This window comes from Paenibacillus sp. MDMC362 (assembly GCF_003269305.1).
Classification (GTDB): domain Bacteria; phylum Bacillota; class Bacilli; order Paenibacillales; family Paenibacillaceae; genus Paenibacillus_AQ.
Genome location: NZ_QLYT01000003.1, coordinates 49948 through 62149, shown reverse-complemented (window position 1 = coordinate 62149; position 12202 = coordinate 49948). Strand labels below are relative to the sequence as shown.

The 12202-nt window shown below is 48.1% G+C and carries 11 protein-coding genes; 5 read left to right on the top strand and 6 right to left on the bottom strand.

Features of this window, described 5'->3' with window-relative positions; all coding sequences use genetic code 11:
* Positions 1-57 precede the first annotated feature (57 nt).
* Positions 58-555, top strand: a complete 498-nt coding sequence (queF, locus tag DP091_RS00325) for a preQ(1) synthase (RefSeq protein ID WP_009591586.1) — start codon at positions 58-60, stop codon at positions 553-555.
* Positions 556-664: 109 nt separating this feature from the next.
* On the opposite strand, the gene DP091_RS00320 is transcribed toward queF, so the two are convergent.
* The 3 genes from DP091_RS00320 to DP091_RS00310 form a co-directional block, all read right to left on the bottom strand.
* Positions 665-1570: an EcsC family protein gene (locus DP091_RS00320; protein ID WP_113056543.1), complete on the bottom strand. Its 906-nt coding sequence runs from the start codon at positions 1568-1570 to the stop codon at positions 665-667.
* Positions 1571-1774: 204 nt separating this feature from the next.
* The gene (locus DP091_RS00315) at positions 1775-2248 is read right to left on the bottom strand and encodes a Dps family protein (RefSeq protein ID WP_113056542.1); all 474 of its coding nucleotides are present in this window, start codon (positions 2246-2248) and stop codon (positions 1775-1777) included.
* Between the two features lie 206 nt (positions 2249-2454).
* Complete coding sequence (locus DP091_RS00310; protein ID WP_181469696.1) at positions 2455-3903, bottom strand: potassium/proton antiporter; 1449 nt, start codon at positions 3901-3903, stop codon at positions 2455-2457.
* Between the two features lie 194 nt (positions 3904-4097).
* On the opposite strand from DP091_RS00310, the gene DP091_RS00305 reads away from it, so the two are divergent.
* Together DP091_RS00305 and DP091_RS31175 are read left to right on the top strand one after the other, a co-directional pair.
* Positions 4098-5207, top strand: coding sequence for a GNAT family N-acetyltransferase (locus DP091_RS00305; protein WP_113056540.1), 1110 nt, complete (start codon positions 4098-4100; stop codon positions 5205-5207).
* 396 nt (positions 5208-5603) lie between these two features.
* Positions 5604-5813, top strand: a complete 210-nt coding sequence (locus DP091_RS31175) for a hypothetical protein (protein WP_181469695.1) — start codon at positions 5604-5606, stop codon at positions 5811-5813.
* 20 nt (positions 5814-5833) lie between these two features.
* Here the strand turns inward: DP091_RS31175 and DP091_RS00295 are convergent, their stop codons facing one another.
* On the bottom strand, positions 5834-6496 hold the full coding sequence (locus DP091_RS00295) for a general stress protein (RefSeq protein ID WP_113056539.1): 663 nt from the start codon (positions 6494-6496) through the stop codon (positions 5834-5836).
* Positions 6497-6729: 233 nt separating this feature from the next.
* On the opposite strand from DP091_RS00295, the gene DP091_RS00290 reads away from it, so the two are divergent.
* Both DP091_RS00290 and DP091_RS00285 read left to right on the top strand, forming a co-directional pair.
* Entirely contained in the window at positions 6730-7683 is a 954-nt protein-coding gene (locus DP091_RS00290) for a hypothetical protein (protein WP_113056538.1), read from the top strand.
* A gap of 72 nt (positions 7684-7755) precedes the next feature.
* Complete coding sequence (locus DP091_RS00285) at positions 7756-7995, top strand: NHLP leader peptide family RiPP precursor (RefSeq protein ID WP_071223505.1); 240 nt, start codon at positions 7756-7758, stop codon at positions 7993-7995.
* A 95-nt stretch (positions 7996-8090) separates the two neighbouring features.
* Here the strand turns inward: DP091_RS00285 and DP091_RS00280 are convergent, their stop codons facing one another.
* Together DP091_RS00280 and DP091_RS00275 are read right to left on the bottom strand one after the other, a co-directional pair.
* Positions 8091-9980, bottom strand: coding sequence for a sensor histidine kinase (locus tag DP091_RS00280; protein ID WP_181469694.1), 1890 nt, complete (start codon positions 9978-9980; stop codon positions 8091-8093).
* Between the two features lie 149 nt (positions 9981-10129).
* A complete protein-coding gene (locus DP091_RS00275) occupies positions 10130-12046 on the bottom strand; it encodes a sensor histidine kinase (protein WP_113056536.1) in 1917 nt (638 codons plus the stop codon).
* Positions 12047-12202 lie beyond the last annotated feature (156 nt).

Below are 12202 nucleotides of genomic sequence, written 5' to 3'. Positions count from 1 at the left end.
AAAAATACGCTGCGCCTGATTAAGCATTTAATAATTTTATTTAAGGAGCTACCTTATATGGCTGGAAGACAAAAAGAAGAAATGGAAGACGTTACCCTGCTCGGCAACCAAGGCACGAAATACACGTTTGAATATGATCCCGGCATTTTGGAGAGCTTTGACAACAAGCATCCTTACCGCGACTATTTCGTCAAATTCAACTGTCCCGAATTCACAAGCTTGTGCCCGATTACAGGGCAGCCGGACTTCGCTACCATCTACATCAGCTACATCCCGGATATCAAGATGGTGGAGAGCAAGTCCTTGAAACTGTACCTGTTCAGCTTCCGCAACCATGGGGACTTTCATGAGGACTGCGTCAATATCATCATGAATGACCTCATCAAGCTGATGGATCCGAGATATATCGAAGTATGGGGCAAATTCACCCCGCGGGGCGGCATTTCCATCGATCCGTATTGCAATTACGGTCGTCCGGGGACCAAATACGAGGAGATCGCTGCGAACCGTCTGATGAATCATGACCTCTATCCGGAAAAAGTGGACAACCGATAGGCAGCCTTTTTCTTTTTCCTGAATCATGTCACATCTAATTGCATAATGATAATAAAAAGGGTTGCCCGCCTAAGGTGGGCAACCCTTTTTATCAAGGAAGACTGAACGATTACAGGGGATATTCCATATTCTTAAGCCGGTAATTCAGACGCCGCTTCTTGTACAGCATTTTCCCCGCTTCGGCCACATCGCTGATCGTCCCTTTGTTGCTGATCGAACCGAATACAATCCCGGCGATCGGGATCAGCTGAAACAGCTTCTTCATCCCGAAGTTATCGGTATAAGACTGAACGACTTCACGCCAGCCCTGGAGCTGTGAGAATACCTGCTCTGTCATTTGTTCATCATCAAAAGTGGCGAGTTCCTCGAGCACCGCTTTTTTTCCCACGATATCGGCAGATGCAAACTGCAAGCACTTCACGATAAATACCCGCTCCCGGGGATCGTTCGGATCATATCCGTAACATAGCGCCATCTCCTGCAGCACCTTGAGCGATTGACCGAGCACCATCGGCAGATCGGCTGCAATCGTGAATATCCCCCCGATTCCCGTTGCTGCTCCCTGCGCTGCGGCGAATTTGACTCGTTTTACCGTCAGCGTATCCGCTGCCGTATCCATGACTTGGAGCGGCAACTTTGAGGCAGATGCCAGCGTAAGCCCTGAATTCGCCGCCACCTCCTCCTCGTTCTCACCTTCAATGGATTCCTCCTGAGCGGACTTTACGGAAGGGCCGGAAACCGCATTCGGACCGTCTAATCCCGCTGCCTGTGCCAGAACGTTCATAACCGACTTCTCGCGAACCAGATGCTTCCCGCCGCTCTGAATAAATCCGCCTACCTCATTCAAGGCGCTTCCGATTTTCTCTTGAACAGCCTTGGGTGTGAGGCGATCCAGCAGCATGAAAGGAATTCTTCCGAGCTTTTCCCAGAACATGACATCCTTCTGCTCTTTCTCCCATATCAAAATCTCTTGAAGTTGCGACTCCAGCTGTTGTCGTGATTCCATCTCTGTCATCCTCACTACTCCTATCCAACATTAAAAGTGACTATAAACTGTATACGCAGTTCATGGAAGAAAGACGCAATAAATTTCAAGTTTAATCTTACAACATCGCACGCAAGATTAACAAAAAAGAGGGAGATCACCCCCAATCAGGTCGATCTCCCTCTTTATTCTCGCAATCCGTCATGGTGACGGCAAGCTTACAAATGTGAATGATTATTTACCCAAGAAGGCATTCAGCATCCAGGTATGCTTCTGTACATCGCTGACCATGCCGGTCAACAGATCGGATGTAGCGTCATCACCTTCTTGATCTGCGGCTTCGATCCCCGCCTTCAGTTCGCCGGCAAGCTGATCGAAATCCGCAACCAGCTGTCCGACCATCTGCTCGGCCGTGTTTTCATCGGAAACCTCTTGCAGCGTGGCCAGGTTCAAATATTGCGCCATACTGGCTGCCGGTTTGCCGCCAATGGCCAGCATCCGCTCTGCCAGCTCATCCACATAACCTGCTGCTGTGTTGTACAGTTCCTCGAATTTCTCGTGCAGCATGTAAAACTGAGGACCTTTTACATACCAGTGATAGTGGTGAAGCTTCACGCCAAGCAAACTCCAGTTGGCTACCTGCGTATTCAAAATTTGTTGAAGTTCATTGGTTGTCGTTCCTTGTGCTTGTTGGGTTAAGTTACTCATCTATATCGTCTCCTTTATTATTGTATTTAGACTTATTCTAAATCCTTGTATTAATCATAACAGATTCTTGTCTCTTTTGCAAAGGGAATCGGAAACTTATCAGATGAAGATAGGATGAAGAAATTGCCTCCTATTTATACCCATCCTAATTTATTTTTAAGTCAACTGCTATGATTGGCATCATATTTCTCAGGCTGCAAAAAAACTTAAGACAACCCCAGAATCGTTTTCATTTCCTTTCGTTTTTGCTTCGGATTCATCACATACAAAGTATCCCCTGCCTCAATGACCGTACTCCCCTTTGGCGTAATGATCCGCTTCTCCCGAATAATAGCCGTAAAGAGGATATCGTCCGGCAGATCCAGCTGCTGAATCTCCTTGCCGATAATGGGCATCTCCCCATCCACCAGAATATGGTTGATCTCGGAATCCGTTTTTCCAAGGGCCATTAACTCTAATAAAGTCGGTGCTTTGGCTTTATCCTTCTCCACCAGCGAAAGCATTTGCGTGAGCGGAGAGATTGTGGTGCCTTGGATCACCGCTGAGGTTAACACAACAAAAAACACGACATTAAAAAACAATTCTCCATGCTTGATACCCGCCAGAACGGGATATGTAGCCAGGACGATCGGCACGGCGCCGCGAAGGCCCGCCCATGAAATTAATATTTTCTCCCGCATGGCAAATTGGGTAAACAACAGGCTGCTGAACACGCCGATCGGCCTGGCCAATAATATGAGAATCAGGGACAACAACAGTCCTTGCCATACGACCTTCGACAGCTCATTCGGGAAAACAAGCAGCCCGAGCAGCACAAACATGACGATCTGCATCATCCAGGCGAAACCTTGGTTAAATGCCTGAATCGTCTTGCGGTATGTCAGCTCGGTATTGCCGAGCAGCAAAGCCATGACGTATACGGCAAGCAAACCGCTGGCCCCAAGCCAAGCGGCAGCGGCATAAGTCATCACGGCGAATCCCAATGCCGTTACGGGATATAAACCCGAGGAATCGAAATTGATGCGATTGATCACGTATACGGCCAGCATTCCGATAAGAACACCGACAACCAGACCAAGTCCCATCTCCATTACGAACGAGAAAATAAGACCAATCAAATTCAGTTCCGGGTATTCGATCCATTCGATAAGGGATACGGTTAGAAATACCGCCATCGGGTCATTGCTTCCGGATTCAGCCTCCAGTGTCATTCGAAGCCGTTTCTTCAAATTCGTGCCGCCTAGAACCGAGAATACGGCCGCCGCGTCCGTCGAACCGACAATGGCGCCAATTAACAGCCCCTCTTGTAACGAAATATCCAGAATGAATGCAGCGCATATTCCGATGACCACCGTTGTCAGTAAGACACCTATCGTTGCAAGTGAAATGGCCGTTCCCATAACCGGCTTGATTTCTTTGAAATCGGTCTGCATCCCGCCCTGAAACAATATGACTATCAATGCAAATATGCCGACCAGCTGTGTGAGCTCCGCATTATCGTAATAAATGAAGCGGCTGAGTATCATCCCGATGGCAATAAACAGCACCAGGGCGGGCATGCCGAAGCGAGAAGAAAATTTGGTGGTCAATACACCTGTCACTAGCAAGGCGCCGCATAATAAAATCATGGAATCAACAAAACTTGGCAAGCTCATCCCTCCGGTGCGTCAGATTCGTACATTATATTACCCGAAAATCATCGCTTCCTCGCACACAGCAAGTGCTCCATCCGTCAAAAATTAACGGCGAGGCCGGGCAGAAAAAGAATTTGCAAACGTTTACTGGAAATTCCACGCCCAATGACTTTATACTGGTAACAAGCGACATACATAGGGGAGGCGTCAATCGAGTGAACATTTCTATTATGAAAAGCGATCAACTACATCATGCTGTTGAGCTGTCGGACCGTATATTTCTGAAGCAGCAGGAACAGCCTTCTATGGGAGTCTCCTTTCCTCCGATATTCTCTCCGGGAATCAGCCATTCTTACGGTGCATGGGATCAAGATAAACTCGTTTCCTTCATGGGATTCGTGCCATTTACCATTCAAACTCGCGGTGCCCGATTAAATGTCTACTCCATCGGCTCCGTCTGCACGGATCCGGAATACCGGGGGCAGCGACTCGCAGGCACTCTCCTGGAGCAGTGTATCCGTCATGGAGAAGCTTCGGGGGCATCCTTAATCCTCATTTCCGGTGGCAGATCCCTGTATACCCGGGCAGGCAGCCGTTTGTTCGGCCGTGCACTCCGGTTCCGACTAGACCGGGCCGTTAGTGATTCCTTACGGGCGGTAACGGGAAAACAAGTGCGCATCCGTGCAATGCAGCCGCAGGATTTATTCCGCCTTCAAAGGCTGATGGAGCAGCGGGAAGCCGGTTATGTTACCACGGCTTCGGAGCTTAACAAGCTGCTGGGAGCAAGCGCCTATTCCAACGTGATCCGCCTCGAGCAGCAGGTGCTTGTCGCCGAAGAAGACGGCGTGTTGACTGCATTTGCTATCATCGCCGTACCCGGTGCTGCGATGACTCCTTCGAGAGAATCTACCCTTGTAGAATGGGGAGGAAGCCCTGAAGCGGCTGCGCTGGTCATAGCCGAGGCGATCTCTTCCTTCAACCTCTCAGAGCTAACCGTTCCACTGCCTTGGCAGGATAAAGAGCTGGCAGCGTTAATCCAATCTGCCGGCAACAAGCCTGAATATATTCAGAATGAAGGGACCGTGTATTTGGTTAGCGGCCCGGAACTGCTCCGCCAGTTGGCTCCCGTGCTGCCTGAGGGGTTGATTCAGGCAGATGGCGAGCATGGTCCTTACCGTCTTGCCTTGAACAATGAAGTATTAGAACTGGATGATGAGGGTTTGCTCTCGATCCTGTTTGATCCGGAATCCTCTTATCGTGCTAACGGCAGCGTAACCTTTGAACCCATTCCTCTCCCGTACACAACCGGTCTTCAATATATTTGACGCAGTTACTGAAGGTGCATTTGATCCTTCCCTTAGCCGGGAGGTCATCTGCACCCTTTTTTATTTGCTTGGTTATCGATTTGAATCTATTACCCGACAGTACAGCGCTGCTATCATACCAACGATGGTCGTTCGCCTATTTTTCACTGGATATGTGCCCTCCATCTCCGCTTCCACATAGGATGAAATAACCTATCTGATAGAAAGAGGTGCATGACTTGAGCCATCATCCAAAAAGAGGCCTGCAATCCCAAACCAGTTTGGGTATTCCCGGGCTCTTCCCCGGATACCCGTTCTATCCTTATCCATACTATCCACCTTATTATCCGGTCTATCCTTTCCCTCCGTTTTATCCGGGATATCCCGGTCACGGATTTCCTGGACACGGGCATGGACATGGACATGGCCCATGGCATCCGGGCGGACCGGGACATGGTCCGGGTCCATGGCATCCAGGCGGGCCTGGTGGTCCCGGACACGGGCACGGTCCTGGCGGTCCCGGTTACGGACCGAGGGGAGCGCAGAGACATCGCGGCAAGCGCTAAACGCTCACTAACGCGCAATAACAAACCGCCCGGTTCATCCCGGGCGGTTTGTTATTGTTAATCCATATCTATAAATGCCCTTTACCGTCTCTTCGAGATCTCATCCCGATCCGGACTTATGGCACCGCCATTTCCATCACCATAACCTTGATACAGATTAGGATCCGGAACCGCATCCTCGGTGGCAGCCGCTGCTTCAGAGCGTGAATCTACCGGCGCACCGGAACCGCTATAGGTGCCTCCCTCACGGTAATGATGTTCATTAAGGGCGCTATTGCTGCGGAATATATCATACACCTGGCCACCGTTCGTTTCATCTGCATCCACCATGACTAGAATATGGCCTTCATCCACATAGCCCCCATATTCCTCGGCTTGCTCTTCCGGAATTCCGAGGCCAATCAAACCACCTACCAATCCGCCCGCGCCGGCGCCAACGGCTGCTCCCGTAAGGGTTGCCGCGATCGGACCAGCCGCGATGATCGGACCAATGCCTGGAATGGCCAATGCACCTAAGCCGGCCAGCAATCCGGTTACGCCGCCTAACACACCGCCTGTAGCCGCACCGGATGCCAAGCCCTCAGGCGCCTTGGTGCCGGTCTCCTCCTGAATATGAGAAGATTCTCCGCGATCTTTGGCAATGACAGAGATTTCATCGGCTCTGAAACCTTGCTGCTTTAGTTCCTCAATGGCCCGGGTTGCTTCCTGCTCCGTCCGAAAAGCTCCTACAATTTTCTGAGTCATATGAATTCCTCCTAATGGTCATTTTCGGTTATCGCTGTACATTCCTAACTTAAACGCCAGCCGCCATAATCAAACAAAAAAACTGATGTACGTCTTAAATAAGCCTCCCTGCAGCATCAAAAACCCCATAATTATCCAGTTAATATAACTGGTAATATTTAACTTTACGAATATTCATGTTAATATAGCAAGTAAGCACTGGTACCTTAAAAATAGAATAGGTTGGTGATTCCATGAACTGGTTCAAGCCATTCGAGGACGATCTTGCTGCCGCATTCGCAGACTGCGAAGCAAGATTATCCGTGCTCCCTGCTCCCTTGAGTGAAATCGGTCTTACCTACTTGAGAAAGTTTGACGTTTTCGAGCAGGACAGTTCCAAAAATTACATTTCTTATCTGCTTCCCTTCTGGATGAAAGAACTGACCGAACTCCCCGCCGATGTATACCGTCACCTCTCAGCGGCCAACATTATCGGCATGTTATACTACTTCATTCAAGACGACATAATGGACTCGCCCCGTGACAGTCAGTCTTCCACCGACTCGAAACATCATCTCGCGCTTGCTAACCTGCTGTATTACGAATTTCTCACATCCTATCAACCCTATTTTCCAGCAAACTCCGACTTCTGGTCTTATTTCAAAAACTACACGTTTGAATGGTCGGAAGGCGTTATCCATGAAACCCAGGATGATTACTTCAAGCACAACCCTGCCATGGTGGCAAAAAAGGCAGCTCCCGTAAAGCTGGGAAGCACTGCAGCATTGCTTTTATCTGATCAAGCAGGCCTCATTCCACAAACGAATGATGTGATGAACCATGTTTTGCTTACCTTGCAGATGATGGACGATTGGACCGACTGGAAGCAGGATCTTGCGGATGGCAGCTACAATTGCCTGCTGTCTCTCATTAAATCGGAATTGGGGCGACCTCGCGACACAAATCTGACGCTGACCGAGGTTCAAGAAGCCATCTATATCAACAACGCGTTGAAGTCCTATGCAGATATTGCGACAGCGACCCATGCCCATCTCTTATCGGTAGATATAGATGCCCCCCATCTCATTTCCTTTCATCAAACGATGGTAGACGAGCTTCAAGCCGAAGCGAATCATATCGAAAACAGTAAAGAAACCCTTTCTTTTGGCGGATTAAACTATTACTTGTCTATACTAAGCAAAAAATAATAGATTTTATATTTATTCCATGGTATTCTTTAGGAGTAAAAAATAACCAATTTATTTGAAAGGGTGATTCTTATGACGACAGAAGCCATCTTTCAAACACAATTGATTCAAAAAGCTTGGGAGGATCCTAGCTTTAAGGCAAAATTGCTTAGCGATCCGAAATCCGCCATCAAGGAAGTTCTTGGGGTACGGATTCCCGACCACATCGAGATTCGAACGCTTGAAGAGAACCCTAACGAGCTGTATCTGGTCATTCCTCCGAATCCATCAGGCGTGATCAAGTCAGAAGCCAAAGCAAAAGCCATCTGGTAAAGACTACATAACAGCTTGGACATTTCATAAATAGATGTTATCGGCACAAAAGAGTGGGGACAATCGCCGTCAAAGCGCTGCCGCAGCTCAGCGAATTATTCGCCAGCTGCGGGAAGCGTAATGACAGCATCCGTCCCCACTCCTTTTTTACTCGTAAAATAAATGTCTCCATTCATGGCCTCGATAATTCGGAAGGTCACCATCAGGCCAAGCCCCGTGCCCTTGGTTTTGTTGGAGAAATAAGGCTCCCCCAGCCGTGCCAACACATCCGGCTCCATCCCTTCGCCATTATCTACAACGTGAATAAATACCTGGTCCTGCTGGCGATAGCATCGGATATGAACCAATCCCTCTTCGCCCAGCGCCTCGATGCTATTCTTAACAATGTTGATAAAAGCCTGCTTAAATTTCGAGGAATTCCCCCGAATCGTAATATCCTCTGAAATATCGACGGTAATCTTGCCTCCTTGGAGATGGGCAAGCGGACCAAGTATGCCTTCGATATGCTTGAATTCCTCTGCAACCCGAAGCACGGTGTCTTTGCCGAATTCCGGTTTGGCAAAGGTCAAGAAGTCCGTAATAATGCCGGAAGCACGGTCCAATTCCACCAGAGCCAAATCCAAATATTCGCGTTCCGCGGCTTGGGCTTTTCCCGTGAGAAGCTGCAGGAATCCCCGCGTAACTTGCAGCGGGTTACGTACCTCATGCGCAACCGATGCTGCAAGCTCACTGATAATCTCCATTTTCTCCGATCGCTGCAGTTCATTGTTGAACATCTCAAGCTCCTTGGAGTATTGAAGAATCCGTTCGTGATTTTTGGCAAAATGCCGTCCGAGAATGACAATCAAGGCAATAATGAAGCTGACAATCCCCCATTTCCAGAGGAAGAGATTGTAGCTGCCACGGGTGAGGAAGAATTGCAGCAGCTCGCTTAAGCCCACAACTGCGAAGACCGCAAAGCCTGCATTAAAAATAACAGCGTCCTTATTACCCTTCACGGCATAATACATGGAGCTTCCGACCAGCAATACAAATTGAACGATCATCACAACACCCATTACATGAACGGAGAAGAAATAATAGAGATCGAACCATTGATTTGAATCCCATTGATTAACAATCAGAAACAACCCGCAAAACAGCGAGTAAAATATCTGGAACTTGCGGAGTTTGCGCAGCAAGCCCTTCCAGCCGGGCCCAAAGATGGTTTCAAAAAAGAGACTGAACGAAGGAAGTAAGATAAATAATGAGATGTCATATAAGTGAGTGTAAATATTGCCATATTGATTAAAAATCGTATAAAGAAACGGGGAGTAAGTAAACACCAGTATGCCTACAGATAAAATAATGCAAGAAAGGGAAAATACTGCGACCAAATATTTTTTATTCAGAAAAATAGAGCAGATCAACATCACCAATGCGATAAATATAAAGGCGCTCCCCAGAATGATGTCCATTAAATTCGACTTGATAAACCGATTAAACATGTCCTGATAATCGCCGACCAGGATTTTTCCTTCAATCGTCACATGATCTCTAGCGGTCTCCAGCCAGATGTGAAGGTCCTTGCCGAGCATGTTCTGATTCAGAGGAAGCAAGATGTAATTCAGCTCATAATTGTACGTTCGGGATGATTCGTAAATCTTCTCATGGTTCGCATAAACCGCAACCTGCTGTCCGTGGAGCTTATCAATCAAAATGCCAGGGGATGCGGATGCGATCTCGGGAATCTTCATATGAATCCACGCGGACGCCTTGGTATGCGGCTTAAAAGGCTTCGAATCCCCGGCCGAAGTTTCCATCCAGTCATTGATATGGACGGGCACGCTCTCCGGTATCCCCCGGGACTCCGACCAGAGGATTCTCCACTCCTTAATCGCTGCGTGAACTGCCGTTTCTTCGGTGGCAAAGACAAGCCTGGGGAGCCCCTGGCTTAAAGTAAAAACGATGATCAGGAACACAGCGATTCTCCATCCAGACTTCATTGACGCACCTCAAACATTATAATGAGTGAAACTCTTACTGTGTTATTCGATGCAACAAAACCTTCCACCTTCTAATATTCGGAAAAATGATAAAATTTTCTATTGTAGATATAACAAAGAGAGATGCCGTTATGACATCTCCCTTCCATTTACACTTCACCTTCCTGCGCAGCAGGTACGGCCGGAAAGCGGATAATGGCCTCTGTCCCGCTGCCCTTTTCACTAACAAAATGAATGGTGCCATGCATGGCTTCGATGATTCGAAAGGTAACCATCAAGCCGAGCCCCGTCCCTTTGGACTTATTGGAGAAATAAGCCTCGCCAAGTCTCTCAAGATCCGCAGCATCCATTCCGATGCCGTCATCTTTGATGTGAATGACCACTTCTTCTCCCTTGGCATAGGCCCAGATGCGAATAACCCCTTCTCCATCCAGTGCTTCTATACTGTTCTTAACGATATTTATCATCGCTTGTTTGAGTTTGGAAGAATTACCCGTCATGAATAATTCCTTCGCGTTATCCAGCTCGATCGAGCCCCCGCTGAGATTGGCAAGCGGCAGCAGGATGCCTTTTACATGCTTCAACTCTTCATACACATTCAGCTTGGCCTCGTTCTCCAATTGAGGCTTAGCAAACGTGAGGAAATCCGTGATGATTCCCGAGGCCCGGTCCAGCTCCTTCAGCGCGAGGCCGAAATACTCCTTCTCCGCCTGTTTGGTGTTCTGTGCCAGGAGCTGCATGAAGCCGCGTGTCACTTGCAGTGGATTACGAACCTCGTGTGCTACGGAGGCGGCCAGCTCGCTGATGATCTCCATCTTCTCCGATCGCTGAAGCTCATTATTAAACATCTCCAGTTTCCTGGAATATTGCAGCACTTGCTCATGGCTGCGGACGAATTTACGGCCCAGCATGACAATCAAGGAGACAATCAGTCCGATAATGCCCCATTTCCATAACACGAAATGATATTGCCCGCCATGGTAATAAAAAGCCAGCAGATCTCCGAGCGTTGCTAACGCCATCATCCCGAAGCCTACAGAAAAGATATAAGCGTCCTTGTTCCGCTTGGAAGCATACAGAATCGTAGTACCGACCAGCAGCAGCATCTGCAGGATAATCAGAATGCCCAGGATCTTCACCGAAACCAGATAGTAGATCTCGTAAAATGAATGACGGCTGACCACGTGGGCAGCTAGAAATATCAGGCATATGACGGAATAGGTTATTTGAAACCTTCGGCAGTAGCGAATGACTCGATAGGGCCCGGGGCCATATATTTTCTCAAAATAATAATACAGCGCCGGCAGCACGGCGAAGAGTGAAATATCAAACACCGAGACCCACACGCTGCCTAGGTCTCCATAGAAAGTGTATAGGAACGGTGAATACGTAATAAGCATAGCCCCGCTTGCCAGAATAACCACGCTAAGCGACAGCCAGCTGGATACTGTATGCTTTGGAAGGAACAAGCAGCAAAAGAACATGACCACCGCAATAAACAGAAACGAGCTGCCCAATATGAAATCTACCAGGTCATTCTTGATGAAGCTTCCACGCAAATGCTCATATTCGCCAAGTATAATATCGCCTTCGATGCCTAACGTCATATCCCTGACGCCGTTCGTCCATATATAAACGATCTTGCCGGCATCGTCCGGCTGGACCGGAAGCAGAAGAGAATGATTCGTGTACATATAGTCTCGCTTGGCTTCATACACCTGTTCATTCTCCAAGAAAGCCACAACATCCTGTCCCTTGATACGGTCAATCATGATGGCCGAATGTTTCCAAGGGAGAGCCGGTATAGTAAAACGATTCCATGCTGAATACACCCCATCTGACTCGGGGGGTCCCTTCTCGTCTGGTATTCCCGCCAACCAACTTCTTCCCTGCAGATTGACCGGCGAAACAACTTCCTGTTGTTCGTTATCCCACATAAACTGCCAATCGGATATCACGATCTGAGAACTCTTTGCGTCCGATTTTTCCGGTGATATGGTCGATATAATCAGCAGCAGCGGTACCATCAGCAGAAGCAGGAATATGGATTTGGGCATATCCTTCATCTAGTCAGCACCTCTAACCGTCTATAGTCAAATAAAATTCCGCATCTTCTCCGTCTTGCCGATTCGACAAACTTCGTGTTCATTTACAATCAATATAACATGAAACGTCTGTTCCGTTTGTAAATTTTTTATTACATACAGGCAAATGAAAAGGGA